General features: G+C 67.7%; 24 protein-coding genes. 10 read left to right on the top strand and 14 right to left on the bottom strand.

The window, feature by feature from the left end; all coding sequences use genetic code 11:
• Positions 1-103: 103 nt before the first annotated feature.
• Together NVU01S_RS08240 and NVU01S_RS08245 are read left to right on the top strand one after the other, a co-directional pair.
• Positions 104-622: a L,D-transpeptidase gene (locus NVU01S_RS08240; RefSeq protein WP_228833295.1), complete on the top strand. Its 519-nt coding sequence runs from the start codon at positions 104-106 to the stop codon at positions 620-622.
• Positions 623-727: 105 nt separating this feature from the next.
• The gene (locus tag NVU01S_RS08245; RefSeq protein WP_043663260.1) at positions 728-1,099 is read left to right on the top strand and encodes a DUF1304 domain-containing protein; all 372 of its coding nucleotides are present in this window, start codon (positions 728-730) and stop codon (positions 1,097-1,099) included.
• A gap of 6 nt (positions 1,100-1,105) precedes the next feature.
• On the opposite strand, the gene NVU01S_RS08250 is transcribed toward NVU01S_RS08245, so the two are convergent.
• Positions 1,106-2,437 (bottom strand): family 1 glycosylhydrolase, encoded by a 1,332-nt coding sequence (locus tag NVU01S_RS08250; protein WP_043663256.1) that lies wholly within the window; start codon positions 2,435-2,437, stop codon positions 1,106-1,108.
• Positions 2,438-2,519: 82 nt separating this feature from the next.
• Complete coding sequence (locus tag NVU01S_RS08255; RefSeq protein ID WP_156161382.1) at positions 2,520-3,008, bottom strand: hypothetical protein; 489 nt, start codon at positions 3,006-3,008, stop codon at positions 2,520-2,522.
• A gap of 1,020 nt (positions 3,009-4,028) precedes the next feature.
• Here NVU01S_RS08255 and NVU01S_RS08260 point away from each other — a divergent pair.
• Positions 4,029-4,973 carry a glycoside hydrolase family protein gene (locus NVU01S_RS08260; protein WP_052280131.1) on the top strand — a complete coding sequence of 315 codons (945 nt, stop codon included), beginning with the start codon at positions 4,029-4,031 and terminating at the stop codon, positions 4,971-4,973.
• Positions 4,974-5,392: 419 nt separating this feature from the next.
• Positions 5,393-5,884: a DUF4254 domain-containing protein gene (locus NVU01S_RS08265; protein WP_373864190.1), complete on the top strand. Its 492-nt coding sequence runs from the start codon at positions 5,393-5,395 to the stop codon at positions 5,882-5,884.
• A gap of 59 nt (positions 5,885-5,943) precedes the next feature.
• Here the strand turns inward: NVU01S_RS08265 and NVU01S_RS08270 are convergent, their stop codons facing one another.
• Both NVU01S_RS08270 and NVU01S_RS08275 read right to left on the bottom strand, forming a co-directional pair.
• Entirely contained in the window at positions 5,944-6,099 is a 156-nt protein-coding gene (locus tag NVU01S_RS08270) for a hypothetical protein (protein ID WP_156161380.1), read from the bottom strand.
• A 49-nt stretch (positions 6,100-6,148) separates the two neighbouring features.
• Positions 6,149-6,988 (bottom strand): DUF72 domain-containing protein, encoded by an 840-nt coding sequence (locus tag NVU01S_RS08275; RefSeq protein WP_043663251.1) that lies wholly within the window; start codon positions 6,986-6,988, stop codon positions 6,149-6,151.
• A gap of 59 nt (positions 6,989-7,047) precedes the next feature.
• On the opposite strand from NVU01S_RS08275, the gene NVU01S_RS08280 reads away from it, so the two are divergent.
• Positions 7,048-7,470, top strand: coding sequence for a PPOX class F420-dependent oxidoreductase (locus NVU01S_RS08280; protein WP_014982251.1), 423 nt, complete (start codon positions 7,048-7,050; stop codon positions 7,468-7,470).
• Positions 7,471-7,891: 421 nt separating this feature from the next.
• On the opposite strand, the gene NVU01S_RS08285 is transcribed toward NVU01S_RS08280, so the two are convergent.
• The 8 genes from NVU01S_RS08285 to NVU01S_RS08320 form a co-directional block, all read right to left on the bottom strand.
• Positions 7,892-9,088, bottom strand: coding sequence for a TetR/AcrR family transcriptional regulator (locus tag NVU01S_RS08285; RefSeq protein ID WP_043663248.1), 1,197 nt, complete (start codon positions 9,086-9,088; stop codon positions 7,892-7,894).
• Positions 9,089-9,102: 14 nt separating this feature from the next.
• The gene (locus NVU01S_RS08290) at positions 9,103-10,650 is read right to left on the bottom strand and encodes a long-chain-fatty-acid--CoA ligase (RefSeq protein WP_043663246.1); all 1,548 of its coding nucleotides are present in this window, start codon (positions 10,648-10,650) and stop codon (positions 9,103-9,105) included.
• Positions 10,651-10,657: 7 nt separating this feature from the next.
• Complete coding sequence (locus tag NVU01S_RS08295; protein WP_043663244.1) at positions 10,658-11,488, bottom strand: SDR family NAD(P)-dependent oxidoreductase; 831 nt, start codon at positions 11,486-11,488, stop codon at positions 10,658-10,660.
• A gap of 15 nt (positions 11,489-11,503) precedes the next feature.
• Entirely contained in the window at positions 11,504-11,914 is a 411-nt protein-coding gene (locus NVU01S_RS08300) for a MaoC/PaaZ C-terminal domain-containing protein (protein ID WP_043663241.1), read from the bottom strand.
• Positions 11,911-12,372, bottom strand: coding sequence for a MaoC family dehydratase N-terminal domain-containing protein (locus tag NVU01S_RS08305; RefSeq protein ID WP_043663238.1), 462 nt, complete (start codon positions 12,370-12,372; stop codon positions 11,911-11,913). The genes NVU01S_RS08300 and NVU01S_RS08305 overlap by 4 nt, the downstream gene beginning before the upstream one ends.
• Positions 12,373-12,376: 4 nt before the next feature.
• A complete protein-coding gene (locus NVU01S_RS08310; protein WP_043663235.1) occupies positions 12,377-13,564 on the bottom strand; it encodes a lipid-transfer protein in 1,188 nt (395 codons plus the stop codon).
• A gap of 491 nt (positions 13,565-14,055) precedes the next feature.
• On the bottom strand, positions 14,056-15,588 hold the full coding sequence (glpK, locus tag NVU01S_RS08315; protein ID WP_043663232.1) for a glycerol kinase GlpK: 1,533 nt from the start codon (positions 15,586-15,588) through the stop codon (positions 14,056-14,058).
• Positions 15,589-15,618: 30 nt separating this feature from the next.
• Positions 15,619-16,383 carry an IclR family transcriptional regulator gene (locus NVU01S_RS08320; RefSeq protein ID WP_042264222.1) on the bottom strand — a complete coding sequence of 255 codons (765 nt, stop codon included), beginning with the start codon at positions 16,381-16,383 and terminating at the stop codon, positions 15,619-15,621.
• A gap of 251 nt (positions 16,384-16,634) precedes the next feature.
• Here NVU01S_RS08320 and NVU01S_RS08325 point away from each other — a divergent pair, with 251 nt between their 5' ends.
• From NVU01S_RS08325 to glpD, 3 genes are read left to right on the top strand one after another with little or no spacing between them, the layout of a single operon-like run.
• On the top strand, positions 16,635-17,456 hold the full coding sequence (locus NVU01S_RS08325; RefSeq protein ID WP_043663228.1) for an MIP/aquaporin family protein: 822 nt from the start codon (positions 16,635-16,637) through the stop codon (positions 17,454-17,456).
• 41 nt (positions 17,457-17,497) lie between these two features.
• Positions 17,498-19,018, top strand: coding sequence for a glycerol kinase GlpK (glpK, locus tag NVU01S_RS08330; protein WP_043663224.1), 1,521 nt, complete (start codon positions 17,498-17,500; stop codon positions 19,016-19,018).
• A 43-nt stretch (positions 19,019-19,061) separates the two neighbouring features.
• Positions 19,062-20,741 (top strand): glycerol-3-phosphate dehydrogenase, encoded by a 1,680-nt coding sequence (gene glpD / locus NVU01S_RS08335; protein WP_043663221.1) that lies wholly within the window; start codon positions 19,062-19,064, stop codon positions 20,739-20,741.
• Between the two features lie 76 nt (positions 20,742-20,817).
• Here glpD and NVU01S_RS08340 read toward each other — a convergent pair whose 3' ends face one another.
• Positions 20,818-21,702, bottom strand: a complete 885-nt coding sequence (locus tag NVU01S_RS08340; RefSeq protein WP_043663217.1) for a class I SAM-dependent methyltransferase — start codon at positions 21,700-21,702, stop codon at positions 20,818-20,820.
• Positions 21,703-21,791: 89 nt separating this feature from the next.
• Between NVU01S_RS08340 and NVU01S_RS08345 the strand changes: the two genes are divergently transcribed.
• Complete coding sequence (locus NVU01S_RS08345) at positions 21,792-22,442, top strand: SAM-dependent methyltransferase (protein WP_043663213.1); 651 nt, start codon at positions 21,792-21,794, stop codon at positions 22,440-22,442.
• Here NVU01S_RS08345 and NVU01S_RS43285 read toward each other — a convergent pair.
• Positions 22,439-22,603: a hypothetical protein gene (locus tag NVU01S_RS43285; protein WP_156161378.1), complete on the bottom strand. Its 165-nt coding sequence runs from the start codon at positions 22,601-22,603 to the stop codon at positions 22,439-22,441. The genes NVU01S_RS08345 and NVU01S_RS43285 overlap by 4 nt on opposite strands.
• Positions 22,604-22,773: 170 nt before the next feature.
• On the opposite strand from NVU01S_RS43285, the gene NVU01S_RS08350 reads away from it, so the two are divergent.
• Complete coding sequence (locus tag NVU01S_RS08350; protein ID WP_043663210.1) at positions 22,774-23,487, top strand: M24 family metallopeptidase; 714 nt, start codon at positions 22,774-22,776, stop codon at positions 23,485-23,487.
• Positions 23,488-23,489: the final 2 nt, after the last annotated feature.

A 23,489-nucleotide genomic window follows, 5' to 3' on the forward strand; every position in this document is an offset into this window, starting at 1 on the left:
TCTCAGCACCTCGGATTTCTGGAGCTTTTGCGACGAGGTACTCCTATCACCCTGGCATTCGGCACGCAGTGTGGCGGCAAGGCGAAGAGAGGTCGGAAATTTGATGAGCAGTAAGCGTTTTCGGAATTGGGCGGTCAGATCCGTGGCGGTGGCCGGGGTCGTGGCGGCCGGATTCGCCATGACGGCCACCGCGCAGGCCGAACCGCTATGGCCCGGCGGCCCCGATATCGGCACTCCGGCGATCATCCAGCCACCGCCGCCCCCGCCGGTCTACGCGCCGTGCACCGCGCCGAAGACCCGCGCGTGCATGCGGCTGTCCACCAAGGAAGTCTGGCTGATGGAGGACGGCAAGACCATCTACGGTCCCAAGCCGATCGAGATCGGCAGGCCGGGCTACGAATCGCACGTCGGCATCTTCGACGTCGATTTCAAGCGGGAACACTTCTGGAGCACGATGCACAATGCTCCGATGGAATTCGCCGTCTTCTTCGACGGTGACATCGCCACCCACATCGGCCCGCTCGATTCGATGTCCCACGGCTGTATCCGAATGAACCCCGACGCCGCCGAGGCGACGTACCGCCACCTCGAGCCGGGCGACATCGTCCAGGTCGTGGAATAACCACCCAGCACCATTCATGACCCGAAACGGGATGTCCAGCACGGACATCCCGTTTTCTTTCCCCCGGCCAACCGGCCCCGGCCCATTCGAGGAAGCGAGTCGAACGTGCGCATAGCAGCGGAGATCCTGGTCGGGCTGGTCGCGGCCCTGCACGTCTACATCCTGGTGATGGAAATGTTCCTGTGGACCACGCCGCGGGTGCGGGCGGCGTTCGGCAGTTCCGCCGAATTCGCCGAGCAGACAAAGGTGCTCGCGGCGAACCAGGGCCTGTACAACGGTTTTCTCGCCGCGGGTCTGATCTGGGGATTGCTCGCCGCCGATCCGGTCGGGCATGCGGCGATGATCTTCTTCACCGCCTGCGTGGTCGTCGCGGGAATCTACGGCGCGGCCACCGCGAGTCGCCGAATTCTGCTGGTACAGGCGTTGCCGGGCGCGATCGCGCTCGTCGCCGTGCTCGTCGCGGGCAGCAACGGGTAGTCGGCGCTACGGCACCGGCCCGGGGTCGGTGCAGCCGTTGTACCAGTCGACGACGTGACAGGGGGCGGGCTCACGGGTCGGTTGGTAGTCGGCGGGGACGCCGCCGTCGCCGATGATCGCGGTGTAGGTGGCGACGGCGTCCGTCGGCTTGCGGGCCAGGCCGGGGTCGGCCGCGACATCCACCTGGTAGAGCCCGAACCGTGGTGTGTAGCTACCCCATTCGTAATTGTCGGTGATGCTCCAGTAGTTGTAGCCGATCAAATTCATGCCGTCGGCCTTGGCCCGCTGTAGCCAGTAGATGGTGTCGCGCAGATGGTCGCTGCGGGTGTAGCCATCCAGACGAGGCGTGCCGTCCTCGGTGGGCATGCCGTTCTCCACGACGTAGAGCGGCTTCCCGGGGAACAGACGCGAATACCGTTGCAGCGCATAGTAGATGCCCTCGGTGCGCAACGGGAGCTGCCACATGCCGATGGACTGCGCGTCCGCGATCGCCCGGGCCGGCGCGGACACGCTGGACGGGGCGGCGCCGCGCGCGAAGTAGTAGTCGACGCCCACGTAATCGAGCCGGTCCCGCATCTTTTCGATGATCTGGCCGTTGGCCTGCTCGTCCTCGCCCGCGACATAGCCGAAGTTGCTGGTGACCTTCGCAGTACGACGCTTCTGGTGGATGTAGTCGTAGATCGCGTTGTGCGCCTCGACGACCCGGTCCTCCATCACCCGCTGGTCGGTCTCGTTCTTGTGCACCTCGTGCATGATGTAGGCGACCGGCTCGTTGATGGTGACCCACAGGGGATCTCGCCGGTCGTACCGGTCGACCACCTTCTTCATGTTGGCCAGCCAGTGTTCGACCATGCCGTCGGAGTCCCAGCCGCCCTCGTCGAAAGCCCAGCCCGGATACACCCAGTGATCGAGGGTGATCATCGGCCGCATGCCCGCCGCGACGATCTTGGCGACCACCTTGTCGTAGAACGCGAAACCGTCGGCGTCCCACTGGTCCGGGCCGCTCGGTTGCAGCCGCGCCCACTCGATACCGATGCGGAACACCTTGACGCCGAGCGATTTCGCGAGATCGATGTCGGCGGCGTACCGGTCGAAGAAGTCGATCGAGTTCCCGTACGGATCCAGGCCCTCGTCGTCGATGTAGTTGGTCCAGTTGCTGTTCGGTACATGGCCTTCGGATTGAAAGCCGGACGCGGCAACGCCCCACAGGAAATCCGGTCCGAGCGCGGGTACGCCTGCCGCGGGCCCCGGCGGAACGGCCACCGCCACGCCGGGCACCAGCAGCGCCACCAGCGAGGCCGCGACCGCGCTCGCTGCCCGCCGAGTCCAAGTACGCATAAACCGTGAATATAACCGGGAAATAGCTGAACTCGCCGTAAGTGCGCTTCGCACGGCGAGTTCGCCCACCCGCGTGGAGCGGCTAGCTGCGATCGATGCGGGCGATCGACACGAGGTGCGGGGCACCGTATGCGCCGTTGCTGGCCGCCGCCGCGGCTTCCTCGGCGGCCGCGGCCAGATCGGCGACCGCCACATCGTCCGGGGCGAAGGCGGCCGCCTTCGCCGCCTCGAGCGCCCGCGCGGCCGCCAGTTGCACCCTGGTCACGGCCTCGGCGGCGGCCACCGCGTAGCAGCTGACCTTCAGAGCATGGTTCGCCGTGACGTAGGCATGCCAGGCGGCGTCCCGGGCACTGGTCGCCGTGGCCACCGCACGCGCGGCGCCGTGCGCGGACCCGACGTGCTCGAGCACCTTTTCCCGGTTCACCGCCCGCCCGCTCGCGGCGCCGGCCCGGTTCGCCGCGCTGTCCGCCCTGGCCTTCGCCTGCGCGAGCAGGTCACGGGTGATGTCCGGCTCGAGCAGCGCGGTCGCGCCGGCACCGCCGGAAAGCAATGGAATGACCTTGCCTACCAACGGGACCCGCCCTGCGCCGGTGCCACGGACCACTGCGTCATCAACGAACCTCCTCGGTCGACAGTCGGACGCCGGTCCGGGATGGCCACCACCGCCACCCCGGACCAGCCGCAAGGGAAACAACGTGAAAAAGGGATATTCCGTCTTGAATGTGACGGAAACATATCGATGTCATTTGCCGAACGCGAACAACATGAAGGACCGGAAGAAAGGCTAGCGCACCAGTCCCACTCGGGACAAAACGCCTGAGCCGACGCGCCGGACGCGCCGCACGAACCGAGCGTCACGGACCACATCGACCGACGTCAGCCGCCCGGTGATCGCCTGAAATTCTTTCCATCCGAACGTAGTTGGGCTACGAAGACCCCGTGTGCCGCATCGACTCGGTCCGCGGCCCTGGCAGGTTCACAGACGCTCCGACCCAAGAGCCGACCGCCGTTTGCGAAACACGAGTAATCGCCCTATTGTTGCGAATTCGATACACAGCACCGGCCCGGACCGAGCGGGCATTCGAGCCCGCTGCCGGTTCGGCCAGAAAGAATTTCGCAGGAAATAGCCCTGCGTCAGATAAATCACCGGCATACGCGAGAGTGGCGCGGCAAATGTCCACCATCGAATACACACCAATGAGGCCCGGGGATTACCCGGGCCTCATCGGACTGTGTACAGCGATAGTGAGCCGCAGGGGCGACCACGACTCACTCTGCGGAGCTGTCCCGAACTGCGTGGGACCAGACCAGATTACCCACATTTTCGAGGTTATGGGGCGATTCCGGATGGAATGATCCCCTGACCCCGCATATGCGGGAAAACGCACTATTGCATTCGGAATACACCCCGCATTGTGGTATGAACCCACGGTCGAAATATCCCATCGACCAATACTGGACACTTGTGTAATTCATATATCCGCTGGTCTCCACAGATTTCCGGGTCCCGGCAGGTCGGTGGGCGACGCGACCTGCGGCGTGTCGACAAGTGCGACGCGCTCGGCGCTGGATAATTCCTCTGGTGGCAGACGTGCCGATGAGTCGCAGATCCGCGCTGGCCCTGGCGGCGGCCGTGCCGATCGGCCTGTACGCGCCGCATCGGGCCGCGGCGGCCGGACCGATCGTGCGGTACACGATGACCGCTTTCACCGATGCGAGCGAATCCGATTTGTATGTCTACGAATCCGCCGACGCGCTGCACTTCGAACTGCTGCGCGGGCCCGCCTATCGACCACCCACCGGGCTCCTGCGCGACCCGTCCGTCTTCCGGCATGTCGACCGCGCCTACTACCTCGCCTACACCACCGCGTGGGAGGGCCAGACCATCGGCTTCGCGCGCAGCACCGATCGGCGTACCTGGAATCACCTGTACGACTTCACTGTTCCGCTACCGGGCGTGACCTCCACCTGGGCGCCGGAATGGCTGATCGACGCGCAGCGGCGGGTGCACATCCTCGTATCGCTGTCCGACGGCTGCTCGTTCACCCCGCATCTGATGACCGCCACCGACCGATCGCTGCGCACCTGGACCGACCTCACCCCGGTGTCCATCCTGCCGCCACCGGACGAACCGGCCCCCGTCGATACACCGGGGCCGGATGGAAAACCCTGTTCGCTCTACGGCTATATCGACACCACCGTCGTGCGGCGCGACCACCGCTACTACGCGTTCACCAAGAACGAGACCACCAAATACGTCGAACTGGCCGTCGGCGCCGAGCCGCACGGGCCGTACACCCTGATCGAGACCGGTGATTGGGCCGGCTGGGGCAGCCCGCGGGAAGGCCAATGCGTGGTTGCGCTCCCCGATGGCGGCTGGCGGATCTTCTTCGACTCCTACGACGACGGCAAATACTTCTACAGCGACTGCCACGACGCCTTCGCCACCTGGACCGAACCCCAGGAGCTGCCGGGCCTGTCCGGCACCGTCCGGCATTTCACAGTGCTGCCCGAGTACGGCACCGAGTCCGGCTGAACGACCTGCCGCGCACCGCCTTTCGCCGCGCACCACCTTTCGCCGCATGGCGCCGGACCGATTGCGGAGGCATAACCGAAGCGGCCAAACCGGGTGCATTCTGACCCGAATCAGACTTCCGGCGGGCCGCGCGGCGGACGAAACTGGTATTCGCATCCGACGCCGGGCGCTCTGCTCCCTTATCTCGGGTACGCGCAGAACGACCGGCCGAGCTTCGAGGACATGGCTGGTCGCCGGCGTCGGGTGCACCTCGACCGTCGCCAGGGAAGGCCCACCTTGCCCACGCCATCGGACATCCGAGAGCTGCCCGACACCTACCGCCGCACCAGTTCGTCGCGGCAACCACTATGCGGCGAGGCTCGAGCAGGTGGCGTTTGCCACCGGCACGCCCGGCGTCGGCGCGACCCCCTCCGTTGACCGTGCAGACCGCCGACGGACCGCGATCGCGCCTCCTGCCGATCGAGGGCGGCGAGCTCCGCCCGATCCTGCCGGACTGGCACGAACTGTCGGCGGCACTGCGGTTGCAGATCGGCGATCGGCCGGGCGACCACCTGGTCACCCAGCTGGCCCGCGCGTTGGCACAGTTGCACCACACCCGCCGCGCCCAGCCCGAGCGGGCCGCCGAAATCGACCGTCGCCGAAGTGACATCGTCACGGTGATCGACGGTTGGGTGGCCAAGCAACTCGCGCCCCGGCAGCCCCGAGACCGGGCGCCCGCCTCGCTCGGCGGCGCGGTCGACCGGATGGCCGCCGCCCAGATTCTCGCCGACCACCTGCTGATGACCGCCGAGAACGTCGCCGAGCAGCGCGTGCACGTGGCCTGGTCGCGGCTGGCCGCGCTGGCGAACGAGTGGACGGACCTGGTTCGCGAAGTCGACGCGCGCCGGACCCGCCCGATCGACCGCGGATAGGCATCGAACGCGGATAGGCGCAGCGCGAATTACGTTGCCGCGAGGAAACCCTCGGCAGACTACGTCGGGAGGCTCCAGAAATATTCGGACAACGCGGGCAGTTCTGCGGTGTCGACGAGCGGATCGACCCGGAGCAATCCGATGAATTCTTCGATCGACTCGTACCGCGCCAAAATTTCCTCCAGCAGTCGGCTCGCGGCTTCCTCCGGTTTCATGAGCGGGTTATGCCCGGCGACGGACCGGGCAAACACATCCAGCAAACGATCAGAAAAGGGTCATCGGCTCGACCGGCACGGGCTGCGGCAGCGGTGCCAATTCCGGCATCCGCGACGCGACCTCCTCGTGGAAGCGACGGGCCAGCGACACCGCGTCGGCGTTGTCCGGAGTGTGGATGAACACGGTGGGTGAACGACCTTCGCGCAGCCATTCCACGACCGTGCCGAGCCAGGGCTGCCACCCCTCGACGGTGCGTTCGATTGCGGCGCGACCGTGATACCGGACGATCGGATGTTCGGTGAGCGCGCGGGTCCGGCGCGGCACCCGCGGCTTCTTCGACCAGGCCTCCTGTTCGGTGGGTCCGATCGGTTGCCCGTCGAACAGCGTGGTGGTGTCGAAGGTCACCCATTCGGCGCCGAAGCGACCGAGGACGCGCTCGAGGTGCGTCGCGGCGTGCTCGTTCTCGAAGAAGGCGCGGTGGCGGACCTCCACGGCCGGGCGGTACCCGCCCGGCAGCTCCCGCAGGAATCCGGCCAGCGTGCCGAGGTCGGTCGGAGCGAACGAGGCGGGCAACTGGATCCACAGCGCGTGCACGCGCGAGCCCAGCGGTTCGATCGCCGCGAGGAAGGTGCGCAGCTCGGCATCGGCCTCGGTCAGCCTGCGCTCGTGGGTGATCGACTTGTGCACCTTCACCACGAACCGGAAATCCGGTGCGGTCTGCCTGGCCCAGGACTCCACCGTGCGCTGCGCCGGTATGGCATAGAAGGTCGTATTGCCCTCCACCGCGTTGCACCGCTGCGCGTACGCCGCGAGCCGGTCCCCCGAGGCAGGCTGCCAGTCCTGCCAATTCGCGTGCGTCCACATCGCACATCCCACGTGAAGCCGCATGCCAGCGACGGTAGTACAGCGCCGGGAATGAAAGAGACGGCCCCGAGGTAGGACAACACATGAAACTCGACGACTCCGCTCGCGCGCTCATCGGTGCCGGCGCCGACGCCACCCTGGTCACCCTCAATCCCGACGGCAGCCCGCAGGTCAGCCTGGTCTGGGTGGCGCTGCAGTCGACTCCGGACGGCGACGAACTGGTCACCGCCCATCTCGGCGAATACAAGAAGGTGCGCAATGTCCGCCGCGACGGCCGGGTCGCGGTGACCATTCAGGCCGCCGAACGCGGCGAGCTCATGCGGCCCTATCTGTCGATCACCGGCACTGCCCGGATCGTCGAGGGCGGCGCGCCGGAACTGCTGAAGGAGCTGGCGGCGACGCTGGCCGATCCCGGCGTCGACTTCCCGCCCGCCGACGCGCCGCCCGGCCTGCTCACCCGGATCCGCATCGAGAAGGTCGGCGGTATCGGTCCCTGGGCATCCTGACGAGCACTTACGCCACCGCACCGGCAAAATATTGCTATAGTGGCAATTAACTCGCCGACCCCTCGAATTATGCAGTGTGGCAGAGGGTTTCGTGTCGTGAGTAGTGGATCGCGGATGCCCGGGCACTCAGCGGTCCGGTAGCTGCTCGGACGGAACGTCAACCTTGGGTCCCCCGGCGTTTCGACAACGCCGTTACGGGCACCCCGCGTTCGCGGGGTGCCCGTGCACGTACCGACTCCAAGGAGATCGTCGACCGTGTTCCGCCAAGACAACACGACACGCGCCAACCAAGCATCCGTCGATATCGCCGACGACACCGATTCCACTGTCGTATGGCCGGATCCGAGCCCACTGGCCTCCTGGTGGGCACAGGTCATGCAACCCGGTGCGGGTCCGCGCACCGCGGCTCGCGGACGCTGAATCAGCGGTCGGGGCCGGGCAGGCCGAGGACCTCGGCGGCAATCGTCGCCGCCACCGCGTCGACATCGCGATAGGCCCGCACCTGCCGGGTCGAGGCCAGATCGTTCAGCATCGACTGGGCGGCTTGCACCCTGATGCGGGCGGGAATCGGCTCCCACTCCGGCCGCAACCGACGGAGCAGATGCACCCACTCGGCGATGTAGGCCCGCTGCGCCGCCTTCGCGCGCCTGCGATCGGCCTCGGGCAGATGCCGGGCCTCCGAGACGAGCGTCTGCATCAGATGCGGGTTCTCGAAAACGAAAGCGCTGTAGCTCGCGAGCAGTCGTTCGAGCGCGTCGCGCGGACCGGCGGCCTGCGCCAGCGCCCGGTGCAGGTCGCGACGCAGCCATTCGTCCCCGCGCACGATGGCCGCGAGCAGAATATCGGCCTTGCCCGGAAAATGGTTGTAGACACTGGGACCCGCGATGCCGACGGCGGCGCCGATCTCGTCCATCCGGACGCTCGCGAAACCGCGTGCCGCGAACAGCTTCGTCGCCTCGGTGAGAATCGCTTCCCGGCGGTCCAGCGCAGCGAGCGGCGCGGGGGCCCGCTCGCGATCGCGAAGCTCGCCGAATACCGGCTGCGGGGCACCGACCACCGAGTCGACGAGTTCGCCGAGCAGCGTGCCGAATTCGGGCTCGGGCAGCGAAAGACTGTGGAACGAGACGCTGTTCGCGACCGCGAGCGCGGACCAGGCGAGCAGATCCGCGGCCGCCGGGGTCAGGTCGGGGCGGCGGGCGGCGATGAGCCCGGCGAGGCGTGCCCCGATCCGGCGTGCGGTGGCCCGGAATTCGGCTCGATCGTCGACGGACAGGTGGCGCGCCTCGCGGCGCCACAGCACGCCGACATCGCGTCGGGCCAGCATGGTGGCCGCGAGCGTGGCGCCGATCTCGTCCGGCTGTGCCGCCGCGGCGTCGACCGCCTCGGCGAACGCGGTCAGCGCCTCCCCCACCACGGTGGCCAGCAGGCTTTGTTTACCGCGGAAATGCCGGTACAGCGCGGACGGCCCGATCGCCACGGCCGCGGCCACGTCGCCCATCCCGACATCGGCATATCCGTTGCGGCAGAACAGATCCGCGGCAGCGGCGACGATCAGTGCACGCCGGTTCGCCGGCCTGGTGCCACGGGCCGGACGGACCAGGTCCGGCCCGCTCACCATACGATTTCGCTCCCTCAGGACACTTGACTCGCGTCCGGATCCCAATACTTCCTGCGCAGTTCGCGCTTGAGGATCTTACCGGCACCCGAGACCGGCAAAGCCTCGGCGAACTCCACGGTGCGTGGCGCCTTGTAGCCCGCGATCAGCGATTTGCAGTGCGCGCGCAACTCCTCTTCCGCCGCCTGCGCCCCGGGCAGCAGCACGACGACGGCATGCACCCGCTCGCCCCACTCGTCGTCCGGCACGCCGATCACCGCACACGAGGCGACCGCGGCGTGCGCGGCCAAGGCGTTCTCGACCTCGGCGGAGTAGACGTTCTCCCCGCCGGTGATGATCATGTCCTTGAGCCGGTCCACGATGAAGACGTAGCCGTGCTCGTCCATCCGGCCGCCGTCGCCGGTGTGCATCCAGCCGTCCCGGACCGCGGCCGCGGTGTCCTCGGGCCGATTCCAGTAGCCGAGCATGACGTTGTCGCCGCGCACGACCACCTCGCCGACCTCGCCGCGCGGCACCTCGTTGTCGTCGGCATCGACGATGCGGACCTCGACGTGCGGCGTCGCCCGGCCCGCCGAGCGCCGCAGCACCGGGTCGTCGTGCTCGGCCGGCCCCAGCAACGTCGCGACGGGGGCCAACTCGGTCATGCCGTACGCCTGGGTGAAGCCCGCCATCGGAAAGACCTTGCGGGCGCGGCCGAGTACCGCCTCCGAGATCGGCGAAGCGCCATAGGTGACCGTGCGCACACCGCTGAGATCGAAATCCGCGACGGCCGGATCGTCGACCAGCAGCTGAATCATGGTCGGCACCAACAGCATATTGGTGACGCCGTGCGTACTGATCGCCTGCAGCACGCCGCCCGGGGTGAACATCGGGACGAAGACGTGCGACGCGCTCACCAGATTGCCCGCGACCCACATGGCGATATCCGCGAGATGAAACATCGGCGCGACGTGCAGCACCGTGCCGTACGGGGTGACGAAATCCCCTACGGCACAGCTGCCGAGCGCGGAGATGATCATGTTGTCGTGGCTGAGCATGACCCCCTTCGGGTGCCCGGTGGTGCCGCCGGTGTAGAAGACACCGGCCAGCTCGTCGCCGCCGGTTCTGGTGTCCGCGACGGGATCGTGGTCGGCGACCAGTGCCTCGTAGTACAGCGCGGCGTCGGGCGTCGGGCCGTCACCGCAGAAGATCACCGTCGTGAGGCCCGGAAATTCGTGCCGCAGTTGCGGAATCAGGGCCGCGAACGCGTCGTCGACGAGCAGCACCCTGGTGTCGGATTCGCGCAGCGAGTAGCTGATCTCCGCCGGGCTCCAGCGAATGTTCACCGGGTTGACCGCGGCCCCGAGCCAAGGCACCGCGTAGAGGTATTCGTAGTAGCGGTCGGAGTTCAGCGCGAGGATGCCGACCCGATCGCCGCGCCGGACACCTAGTTCGGCCAGTGCGCCCGCGAATCGCGCGATGCGATCGGCGGATTCGGCAACGGTGCGCACGCGGTCGCCGAAAACCGTGAGCACGCGGTCCGGATGCTGCTGCAGCGTGCGGTGCAGCGATTGGGTCAGATACATCGTCGTCCTAGATGTTGAAGCCGCCGCCGCAGACCAGGGTCTGCCCGCTGACGTAATCCGATTCCGGAATGCAGAACAGGTAGACCGCACCCGCCGCCTCTTCCGGCGTCCCGCCGCGCCCGAGCGGCACCATCTGCTCCATCGCGGCGAGCAGGTTCGGGTTGACGCCGACCTTGATCTCCTTGCCCGCCACGTCGATCGTGCCGCCGGTGCCCGCCGGCGCCTCGGTGAGCCGGGTCTTGATCAAGCCGAACGCGACCGCGTTCACGGTCACGTTGTAGCGGCCCCATTCTTTGGACATGGCTTTGGTGAGACCGATGATCCCGGCCTTGCCCGAGGAGTAGTTCGCCTGTCCCGCATTGCCGCCCGTGCCGGCCAGCGAGGAAATATTGACCACCTTGCGGCACGGCACCGGCTCGCCCGCCTCCTTGGCCCGCTTCGCGGCCGCGGCGATCACCGGCTGCGCGGCCCGCAGGATCCGGAACGGGGCCTTGAGATGCACGTCGAGGATGGCGTCCCACTGCTCGTCGGTCATCTTCTGGATCACCGAATCCCAGGTGTAGCCGGCATTGTTGACGATGATGTCCAGTCCGCCGAACTCGTCCACCGCGGTCTGCACGAACCGCTCGGCGAAGCCCTCTTCGGTGACACTGCCGACACACGAAACCGCCTGTCCGCCCGCGGCTTCGATAGCCGCGAGGGTTTGCTTCGCCGGTTCCGGATCGAGGTCGTTCACCACCACCCGCGCGCCCTCCGCGGCGAGCTTCAGCGCGATCTCCCGGCCGATCCCGCGACCGGAGCCGGACACAATGGCGACCTTGCCATCCAGAGTTCCCATGTGCTGCAAATCCTTTCAGAGTGCGACGACGGCGTCGCCGAGGAGGGTGACCGTGCCGTCGGCGAGGACGACGGCCAGGTCCAGGGTGGCGCGGCGCTCGCCGTCCACCTCATCGATCGCGACGACCTTGCCGGTCGCGGTCGGCTGGGCATGCACCGGCGTGATCGCGGCGAAGCGCACCCGATACGCGCGGATCGCCCGCGGGCCGAACCGATCCGAGACCAGCCTGCCCAGATAGGCCATCGACAACATGCCGTGCGCGAAGACGTCGTCGAGCCCGGCGGACTTCGCCACGTCGAGGTCGATGTGGATCGGGTTGTGGTCGCCGGAGGCACCGGCGAACAGCGCCAAGGTGGTTCGGGTGATCGGCGCGAGGCGCAGCGGCGCCAACTCGGTGCCGACTTCGATGGACGCGAGACCAGTCATGGCGCGGTGACCTCCGGGTTGCGGACGACGATCACGGATTTCAGCTCGGCGACCAGGGTGCCGTCGGCGCGCGTCACGGTGGAGGTCTTCTCGATGAACTCCAGCGCGCCGCCCTTCTTGCTGTACACATTGCCGATGGTCGGCGTCGCGGTCAGCACGTCACCCGCCACCGCGGTGCTGTGATAGACGAACGACTGCTCGCCGTGCAGCACCCGGCGCAGGTCGACGCCGAGATCGCCGAGCCAGCCGAACGAATCCGGGCTGTCCAGCTCGATGCCGAACAGAAAGGTCGGCGGCACCGGCAGATTCGGATAGCCCGCCGCCTGCGCGGCGGCGAGGTCGGTGTAGATCGGGTTGGTCTCGCCGATCGCCTTGGCGAAGAAGCGCAGTCGCCCCGCCTCCACCGTCAGGCTGCTCGGCGGCAGTTGTGTGCCGATCACGTTCGGGTCCACGGGCATGCGCTCAACTCACCTTCTCGTACAGGGTCACCACGGCCGCGCCGCCGAGGCCGATGTTGTGCTGCAGCGCGATTTTCAGGTCGTCGGCGACCTGACGGCCTTCGGCCTCGCCGCGCAATTGCCAGACCAGCTCGGCGCATTGCGCGAGTCCGGTCGCACCGAGCGGATGTCCCTTGGACAGCAGGCCGCCCGAGGGATTGGTGACCACCCGTCCGCCGTAGGTGTTGTCGCCGTCGTTGACGAACTGCTCCGCGGTCCCCTCCGGCGTGAGGCCGAGCGCCTCGTAGGTGAGCAGCTCGTTGGCGGTGAAGCAGTCGTGCAGTTCGACCACCCGGATATCGGTCGGCGCGACACCGGAGGCTTCGTAAACCTGGTGTGCCGCAGCCTTGGTCATGTCGTAGCCGACGATCTTCGTCATGTCCTTCTGCTCGAAGGTGGACGGGAAATCGGTGGTCATCGCCTGCGCCCGGATCACGACCGAGCGATCGATGCCGTTGGCTTCGGCGAACTCTGCGCTGACGAGCACCGCCGCGGCGGCGCCACAGGTGGGCGGACAGCATTGCAATCGGGTCAGTGGACCGTAGATGTGCGGGGAGGCGAGCACTTCACCGACCGTCAGCGGGTCGCGGAAGACCGCGAACGGATTGTTCGCCGCATGCCTGCGCGATTTCACCGAGATCTTCGCGAAGGTCTCCGGCGCGGTGCCGTAGCGCTCGGCATAGGTCCGCCCCGCACCGCCGAACATCTGTGCGGCGAAAGGAGATTCATCGCGTTCCTGGATCTCGTCCATCACCTCGTCGAAGCGGGCGAACGGGCTCGGCCGGTCGGCGTAACCGCGCGCGAGCGCACCGCGCTGCATCTGCTCGAAGCCCACCGCCAGCACCGCGTCCGCCGCGCCGGACTCGACCGCCTGGCGGGCGAGGAACAACGCCGACGAACCCGTCGAGCAGTTGTTGTTGACGTTGATCACCGGGATACCGGTCTGGCCGAGCCCGTAGATCACCGCCTGCCCGCAGGTCGAATCGCCGTAGACGTAGCCGGCGTAGGCCTGCTGGATACGGGAGTAGTCGAGGTCGGCGTCGAGCAGTGCGGCCCGCGCCGCTCTGGTGCCCATGACGTCGTAGGTCTCGCTGCGGCTCGGGGTGGTGAACGGGATCATCCCCACGCCCGCCACGACTGCACGTCTGCTCATGCCCGTCCCATCAACATTGACTAGCGAATGTTCACTTATTGAACAGCACAATGCGATGAGCATCTTGGAAATCGCGAAAATTCCTGGTCAAGAGCACCATGTACGCTATCGATGATTCACTTAGGCCGAAAGATACGGCCCCGGGAACGGCTCGAGCCCCCGCATCTCCTCGAGATGCGGGGGCTCGCGCGTCATGTCCGGCGTCAGGCGTGCGGCGGAGCGACCTCCCCGACAACAGAACCGGAGCCGTCCTCGGCCCTACTGAACACCGGCTGATGATGTACTTCACTGCTCTCGGCAGGCTTATACACCTGGATGGGAATGGTGTCGTGGCTGAACAGCCCCGACCCTTGCCCGCTTTCCTGACTCATTCGTCGAGCCTCCTCCGATCGGCCGCCAATAGCCGATCCCCTCTATTCAACCCTCTCCACGCCCAGAACCTCGCATGATCCCCACCGTGGTGTCGAAATTCTGTTCCGGCTCCCCGGTACTCAACGCGTTCGCGCTTCGTCGCGGCGGCGCTTCGAGCGGAGCCAGCCGAAAGTCAATTGCACTGCGCGCTGCCAGTTCTCGTACTCGTCGGCGCGGTGCAGCGGGTCCATTTGGGGTACCCACTGGGCGGCCAGGCGCCAGTTGTTGCGCAGGCCCTCCAGGTCCGGCCAGTAGCCGACGGCCAGACCGGCGGCGTAAGCCGCTCCGAGCGAAACGGTTTCGGCGACGAACGGGCGCATGACGGGCAGATCCAGCACGTCGGCCACGATCTGCATGAGCAGGTTGTCCGAGGTCATGCCGCCGTCGACGCGCAAGGCGCGGGCTTGTAAACCGGAGTCGGCGTTCATCGCGTCGACCACCTCACGGGTCTGCCACGCCGTCGCCTCCAGCACGGCCCGCGCGATGTGACCCTTGGTGATATAGGACGTGAGACCGGCGATGAGACCACGCGCGTCACTGCGCCAGTGCGGCGCATACAGCCCGGAGAAGGCGGGCACGATGTAGCAGCCACCGTTGTCCTGCACTGTGCGGGCGAGGGTTTCGATCTCCGGGGCACTGGTGACCAGGCCGATGTTGTCGCGTACCCACTGCACCAGCGAGCCGGTCACCGCGATCGGCCCCTCCAGCGCGTACACCGGCTTCTCGTCGCCGATCTGGTAGCCGATGGTGGTGAGCAGACCGTGCGAGGACTGCACCAGTTCGCGGCCGGTGTTCATCATGAGGAACCCACCCGTGCCGTAGGTGCACTTGGTTTCCCCACGCGCGAAACAGGTTTGACCGAACAGCGCGGCATGCTGATCACCGAGCGCGGCGGCGATCGGGATCCCGGGCACGACGCGGCGGGTGGTCCCGTAGGACGCGGTCGAGGGCTGGATCCGCGGCAGCATGGCGGCGGGAATACCGAAGAAGCCCAGCAGCTCCGGATCCCAGGTGAGCGTCGTGAGGTTCATCAGCAGGGTGCGGCTGGCGTTGGTGACATCGGTCAGGTGCAGGCCGCCGTCGACGCCGCCGGTGAGATTCCAGATCAGCCAGGTCTCCATGGTGCCGAACAGCACCTCACCGCGCTCGGCCCGTTCCTGCAGTCCGGGAATGGAATCGAGCAGCCAGCGCAGCCGCGGCGCCGCGAAGTAGGTGGCCAGCGGTAGCCCGCACAGCTCCCGGATGCGGTGTGCGCCAGGCTTTTCCTCGTACTCGCGGACCAGATCCTCGGTGCGCACGTCCTGCCAGACGATGGCGCGCCGGATCGGTGCGCCGGTGCGGCGGTCCCACACCACCGTGGTCTCGCGCTGATTCGCGATGCCGAGGGCCGCCACCTGTTCGGCGGCGGTGCCGGAGTCCCGCAGGGCCTGCGGCACGATCCGGTCGACATTGCGCCAGATCTCCATCGCGTCCTGCTCGATCCAGCCGGGCCGCGGATAGTGCTGCTTGTGCTCGCGTTGCGCGACGCCCACCAGGCGCGCGCGCTGATCGAACAGGATGCACCTGGTGGAGGTGGTGCCCTGATCGATCGCCAGCACGAAACGTTGGGTCATCCGCGTCCTCTCCTGCGATGGGTCAGTACGTCAGTGTCCGCCGCCCAGATCCCGCGAGACCGCGTGCGCGGCGTCGCGTACCTGCCCGACCAGGGCGGCCCGGTGTCGTAATTGCGCGTCGCAGAGCCGGTCGACCGGTCCGCTGATGCCGATGGCGCCCACCACGAGCCCGCCGTGCGCGCGGATCGGCGCCGCGATGCCCGCCTCGCCCGGCCGGTATTCCTCGGTATCGCCCGCCCAGCCCGCCTGCCGGACCGCGGCGAGCGTCCGGGTGAGGACCGTGCGGTCGATGATCGTGCGCCTGGTGAGCGAGGGCAGGTCGGTGCCGCGCATGTCCGCCAGGAGATCGGCGTCGTAGGCGAGCAGCACCTTGCCCAGGGCGGTCGCGTGCGGCGGGAGCAGTTCGCCCAGTTCGAGCGCCTGTTCGGAGTTGTCGGGGCGAAAGACGTGGTGCACCACCACCACGCTGCCATCGACCGGTGCGCCGATGCGCACGGCTTCGCCGGTGCGCGCCGCGAGGGCGTCCGCCCAATTGATAGCGCGCGAACGTAGCTCGTTGGCATCCAGGTAGCTGGTGCCGAGGTGCACGAGGGCCGCACCGAGCTGGTATTTACCGGTCGCCGGATCCTGCTCGACGAAACCGACACCTTGCAGCGTGCGCAGGATGCCGTGCGCGGTGGGTTTGGCGAGACCGAGCGCGCCCGCGATTTCGCCGACGCCGAGCCGGCCTGCGCCGCGGGCGAGCAGGCGCAGGATGGCCGCCGCTCGCTCGATCGACTGGATCGGTCCGGGCATGCCCCGAAACTAGCGGCCGGATTCGACAATGTCGAACATACGGTGAACAAACAGCAACACTCCCGGCGCTCAGTGTGACGTGCGTCATGCCCGCTTCCTCGGCCGCCCGACACTAGCGGCAGCAGCTGGGGGCAGCCAGGCGCACCGTTCGGCATTGTCGAACGCGCACTATGTCCGGGTTCGCGGCCGGGTCGTAACGTCTCGATGCGCAGGGTCGCGTGGGGCGACCACGGGCGAACGGAGACTCAACGATGAACTTCGGCTCGATCTTCCTGAGTGAGGCACTCGGCACAGGGATGCTGGTCTTACTCGGTGTCGGCGTAGTCGCGAACGTATTGCTGACCAAATCCAAGGGCTTCGACGGCGGCTGGCTGTTGATCAACTTCGGGTGGGGTCTGGGCGTGCTCGCCGGTGTCTACGTCGCCTACAAAACGGGCGGTCACCTGAACCCTGCGTACACGATCGGCGTGCTGGCCAGCGGCGCGGACGAGTACACCGCCGGCGTCGAGATCACCGTCGCCACCACGCTCGCCTACATTCTCGGTCAGTTGGTCGGCGCCTTCGTCGGCGCGAACCTCGCCTACGTCGCGTACAAGCGGCACTTCGACGAGGAAACCGACGACGAGAAGAAGCTGGGCGTCTTCGCCACCGGCCCCGCGATCCGCGGGCTGTCCTGGAACTTCGCCACCGAGGTGATCGCCACCTTCGCGCTCGTGCTGGTGCTGCTGGCCATGGGCCACACCGCCACCGGCCTCGGCCCGCTCGCCGCCGCGCTGCTGGTGGTCGGCATCGGCGCCTCGCTCGGCGGGCCCACCGGCTACGCCATCAACCCGGCGCGCGACCTCGGCCCACGGCTGGCGCACGCGCTGCTGCCGGTGAGCAAGGGCGCCGCCGTCCGGCCGGTGCGCGAGCCCGCCACCGTCGGCGGCGGCGCGGCCGAGCTCCGGGCCGATCCAGGCCCCACCGATCTGCCGGGCCGCAAGAACTCCGACTGGGGTTATGCCTGGGTGCCCATCGTCGGCCCGCTGCTCGGCGGCGTGCTCGCGGGTCTGGCCGCACAGGTCCTTTTCTGAATACCTTTCTCTTTCCACAGCTTTCCCCGAAAGGACCACCGATGACCCAGTATGTCGGCGCCATCGACCAGGGCACCACGAGCACCCGCTTCATGGTGTTCGATCACAGCGGCAACGAGATCGCCCGCCACCAGCTCGAACATCAGCAGATCCTGCCGCAGGCCGGCTGGGTGGAACACGACCCGACCGAGATCTGGGAGCGCACCCGCGCGGTCATCCAGAGCACGCTCACCAAGGCCGATCTGCAGGCGAGCGATCTGGCCGCGGTCGGCGTCACCAACCAGCGCGAGACCACCGTCGTGTGGAACCGCCGCACCGGCCGCCCGTACTGCAACGCCATCGTCTGGCAGGACACCCGTACCGATCGCATCGCGGCGGAACTGGAGCGGGCCGGCCACGGCGACACAATCCGGCACAAGGCCGGATTGCCGCCTGCCACTTACTTTTCCGGCGGCAAGCTGCGCTGGATCCTGGACAACGTCGCCGGTGTCGCCGAGGCGGCCGAACGCGGCGAGGCGATCTTCGGCACCACCGACAGCTGGCTGCTGTGGAACCTGACCGGCGGGGTCGACGGCGGCGTGCACGTCACGGATCCGACCAACGCCAGCCGCACCATGCTGATGAACCTGGAGACCCTGGACTGGGACGACGAACTGTTGTCCATCTTCGGGATTCCGCGCTCGATGCTGCCCACCATCGCCCCGTCGTCGAACCCCGAACTGTTCGGAAAGACCAGGGCCGACGGCCCGTTCGGTGGCGAGGTGCCGCTGGCGGGCGTGCTGGGCGATCAGCAGGCGGCCACGGTCGGCCAGGTGTGTTTCCGGCCGGGCGAGGCGAAGAACACCTACGGCACCGGAAACTTCCTGCTGCTCAACACCGGCACCGATATCGTGCGCTCCGAGCACGGCCTGCTCACCACGGTGGCCTACCGGCTCGGCGACGACAAGCCGGTGTACGCGCTGGAGGGCTCGATCGCGGTGACCGGTTCGGCGGTGCAGTGGCTGCGCGACCAGCTGGGCATCATTTCCGGTGCGTCGCAAAGCGAATCGCTGGCCCGGCAGGTCGAGGACAACGGCGGAGTGTACTTCGTGCCCGCGTTCTCCGGGCTGTTCGCACCGTATTGGCGTTCCGACGCGCGCGGCGCGATCGTCGGGCTCTCCCGGTTCAGCACCAACGCCCACCTGGCGCGGGCGACGCTGGAATCCATTTGCTACCAGACCCGTGACGTCGTCGAAGCCATGCAGGCCGACTCCGGCGTGCAGCTCGACGTGCTGCGGGTGGACGGCGGCGTCACCGCCAACGAGCTGTGCATGCAGCTGCAAGCCGACTTCCTCGGCGTCCCGGTGTCACGCCCGGTGGTCGCGGAGACCACCGCGCTCGGCGCCGCCTACGCGGCCGGACTCGCGGTCGGATTCTGGAGCAGCACAGACGAACTCGTGCAGAACTGGCACGAGGACAAGCGCTGGAACCCCACCGGGACCGAGGAGCAGCGCGAACGCGGCTACGCCCGCTGGAAGAAGGCCGTGGCGCGCACCCTCGACTGGATCGACGTCGACGAGTAGCTCGTCGGCGCTTGGCGACTTATCACCGAAGAAGGAGAATGCAATGTCCGCGAGATTGGATCCGAGCTACCGCGCCCGCGCGGTTGATGCCCTGGGCGACAACGACATCGATGTGCTGGTGATCGGCGGCGGCGTGGTCGGCGCCGGTGCCGCGCTCGACGCCGCGTCCCGCGGCCTGAGCGTCACCCTGGTGGAGGCCAGGGATTTCGCCGCGGGCACCTCGAGCCGTTCCAGCAAGCTCATCCACGGCGGCCTGCGCTATCTCGAACAGCTCGACTTCTGGTTGGTGCGTGAGGCGTTGAAGGAGCGGGGCCTGCTGCTGAACAAGCTGGCCCCGCACCTGGTCCGCCCGGTGTCGTTCCTGCTGCCGCTGCAGCACCGGGTCTGGGAGCGGGCCTACATCGGTGCGGGCGTCGCGCTGTACGACACCATCGGCGGTGCGCGGGCGCTGCCCATGCACCGGCACCTGAGCCGCACGCGCGCACTGGAATTGGCGCCCGCGCTGCGCGAGGATTCGATGACCGGCGCGATCCGCTACTTCGACGCGCAGGTCGACGACGCGCGCCACACCATGATGATCGCGCGCACCGCGGCCCAGCACGGCGCCACGGTGCTGACCCGCACCAAGGTCACCGGGCTGCTGCGCGACGGCGAGCGGGTGATCGGCGCGCAGGTGACCGATCTGGAGACCGGCCGCGAACACACCGTGCGAGCCCGTCGCGTGATCAGCGCGACCGGCGTGTGGACCGATGAGATGAACCGCATGACGGGCGTCGAATTCCCGTTCCACGTGCGGATGTCCAAGGGCGTGCACATCCTGGTGCCGCGCGAGCGGCTCGACCTGGACACCGGCCTGATCATGCGCACCGAGAAGAGCGTGCTGTTCGTGATCCCGTGGCACAACCACTGGATCATCGGCACCACCGACACCGATTGGTCGCTGGACAAGGATCATCCGGCCGCGAGCAATGCCGACGTGCAATACATTCTCGACCACGTGAACGCGGTGCTGCGCGAGCCGCTGACCCGGGACGACATCGTCGGCACCTACGCCGGGCTGCGTCCGCTGCTGTCCGGCGCGTCCAGCGACACCTCCACGCTCTCGCGGGAACACGCAGTCGCCGAACCGGTTCCGGGTCTGTTCGTGATCGCGGGCGGCAAGTACACCACCTACCGGGTGATGGCCGCCGACGTCGTCGACGCCGCGGTCAAGGGCCTCGGCCGCGCCGTCGCACCGTCGGTCACCGACAAGCTGCCGATCCTCGGTGCGGTGGGCTACCAAGAGATGCTGGCCGATCTGGACAGCCTGGCGCAGCGCGTCGGCCTGCCCAAGGCCACGGTCGAGCACCTGCTCGGCCGGTACGGTTCCGGTGCGCACGACCTGTTCGAGTTGATCGCGGCGGATCGGGCCCTGGCCGAATCACTGCCCGGCGCCGAGCAGTACCTGGCCGCCGAGGTGGTGTACGCCGTAACCCACGAGGGCGCACTGCATCTCGATGATGTGCTCACCCGGCGTACCCGGATCTCGATCGAGGCGTCCGACCGCGGATTGCTCGCGGCGCCCGAGGTCGCGCTCCTGATCGGCCCGCACCTCGGCTGGGACACCGCGGACGCCGAGCGGGAACTCACCAGGTACCGGGATCGCGTCCAAGCCGAACTGACCGCCAACCAGGCGGCCGACGACGAGGCCGCGAACGCCGCCCGCCTGGTCGCCGTCGCCTGACCAGACGCTCCCGGCGGGCTCGAAGTGCCGGTCCGGCTTGCGGTTTCGCACCGCACCACGCCGCCGAGCCCGCCGGTCAGTCCCTGCTCAGCTGGAAATCCCAGATGAGCAGGGCGGGCACGCCCGCTCGAGCCGCCTGCGCGGCCTCGGGCACCATGGCGGCCAAGGACCACGGCCAAACATCCCAGGGGCCGAGGTCTTCGGCCGGCGCCGGCGTGGGTCCGATCGGCAGCTCCGGTTCTTCGCAATGCCGCAGCCGAAAACCGAGCGGCAGTGCGGCACGCAGGTAGTCGCCGACGAGGTAGCGGTAGACCGGAAGGCGCCCAGGTTGTCCGGCGCTGTCACGCACCGTGGGTACCGAGCCGAATGCGACGGCATCGGGATGCGTATCGGCGATCACCAGATGCCCGCCCGGGCGCAGCACCCTGGCGAACTCGGCGAGGATCGGCTCCAACGCCGAATTATGGTTCAGCGCAAGGGCACACACGATCAGATCGACCGCGTCGTCGTGGACCGGCAGGTCGTGCAGATCTCCCGTTCGAAACTCGGCCTGCGGCACTCGGGCCCGAGCCTTGCCGAGCATCTCGGGTGAGCTGTCCACCCCGACCACCTGATGACCGCGCTCGACCAGCCATCGGGCATGCCGCCCGGTCCCGCACGCGGCATCGAGGACCGCGCCGACCGGCAGCGCGTCGACGAGCCGCTGCACCACCGGGGTGTCGATATCGAAAGCCGCGTTCCCCGGCTCGTCGTAACGCGCCGACCAGATCCGGTACCCCGCCACCGTGTCCACCTGCTCGACCTCGACAGCGGCATCGATCAATGTCTCGTCGGCCAGCAGTTCGCGCACCTCGGCGATCCGGGCGGCCACGAAGTCCCGATCGTGCGCACCGGTGAACGATCGCAACAACGCGATGCCTTCGAGGCCGAGCAGGTACGCCAGCGGATGTTCGTAGCCCATAGCGGGTCACGGTACAAAACCATTTCGCCCCCGCTCCAGTGATTTTCGGCCGTTGACCTCGAGTGCGGTTGAGGTCCGATAGTGGGGACATGACTCAATCTGTCGAGCAATGGAATGCGGTGTACGACGAGGATGCGGCACCGTGGTTGATCGGACGTCCGCAGCCCGCGATCGTGGAATTGGAGCGGGCGGGATGGGTGCGCGGGCGGGTGCTCGATCCCGGGTGCGGCGCGGGTGAGCACACCATCCTGCTGACCAAGCTCGGGTACGACGTGGTCGGCATGGACCTGTCACCCAGCGCGATCGAATACGCCCGGAGAAATGCTGCCGCGCAAGGGGTTCCGACCGCGCGCTTCGAGGCGGCGGATCTGCTCGCGCTGGGCGGCACACAGGCGGCGCCGACCTACGACACCATCGTGGACAGCGCGCTGTTCCACATCTTCGGTACCGAACCGGAGAACCGCGCCGCCTACGTGCGCAGTCTGCACGCGCTGTGCAAGCCGGGCGGAACGGTCCACATCCTGGCGCTCTCGGACGTCGAGCCCGGCTTCGGGCCGCGGATCAGTGACACCCTCATCCGTGAATCCTTCAGCGAGGGCTGGGCATTGGAGGATCTGCAGCCCTCGAAGTACCACGGCACGGTGACCGCGTCGGTACTCGGCCAGGACACCGGCTTCGACCTGCCCGCGGGCACCGCCGTCGAACTCGCCGCCTGGCAGGCCAGGTTCCGCCGGCGCTAACCGTCCATTCCCGCGTGTCCGTCCGGTGTCGATTCGTCGGTCTCCAAGTCGGCGCCGGACGGGTGCTCGTCGGCGTGGGTCGCCTTGCTGTGCTCGTCGGCGAAATCCGCCTCTTCCAGCTTCGATTCGGCCGTCGCTCGATCCATCTCTGGTCCGCTCATACCCGCCGCATACCCGATTCCGGCACCGCGACGCTCATCGCCTGAGCGCATGGTGCGCCGAGACGGCCACCGAAGCATATTTTGTGCGTGGCGGTGGCAGGTGAAGCACGTTTCGTGCGTGTGCCCGCTGCGTACAGACCGGACGGTGCGCGACGGGTTAGGGTCGAATTATGGAGACGGTGGGTGTGGACGAGGCGGCGCGGGTTTCGGCCCTGCTGGCGGCCGAGGCCAATGCGGTGGCTTTGTTCGATGAAGTGGTGGCGCGGGGGATCATCGCGGCGGGCGCGACCGAGGCGGAAGTCAGCGACGCGGTACGCGACCTCGCGAACGAGATGTTCGGGACACGGCGGTTCTGGCACAAGCGCATCGTGCGTTCCGGGGTGAACACGCTCGAGCCGTACAGCGCCAAACCGCCGAACCGGGTCATCGAAGCCGACGACATCTGCTTCCTCGACTTCGGCCCCATCTTCGAGGAATGGGAAGCCGATTTCGGCCGCACCTACGTACTCGGTGACGACCCGGCGAAACTGGCCCTGCGCGACGCGCTCGAACCGCTGTGGGAGCAGGGCCGCGCCTACTTCGAAGCGCACCCCGATATCACCGGCGACCAGCTCTACCAGTTCGTCGTCGACCAGGCCGCCACCCAGGGCTGGGCCTTCACCGCCGAGATCGCGGGCCACCTGGTCGGCGAATTCCCGCACAAACAGATCTCCGGCACCCAGGTCACCTCGTATGTGGCCCCCGGCTCCACCCTGCCGATGCGCCGCCTCGACCCCAAAGATCGGCACTGCCACTGGATCCTCGAAATCCACCTGATCGACCAGGCGAACAACATCGGGGGCTTCTTCGAGCAGCTGCTCGACCTGCGCCCGCCGGCGAATTGACC

The sequence above is a fragment of the Nocardia vulneris genome (assembly GCF_001613425.1).
GTDB classification, from domain to species: Bacteria; Actinomycetota; Actinomycetes; order Mycobacteriales; family Mycobacteriaceae; genus Nocardia; species Nocardia vulneris.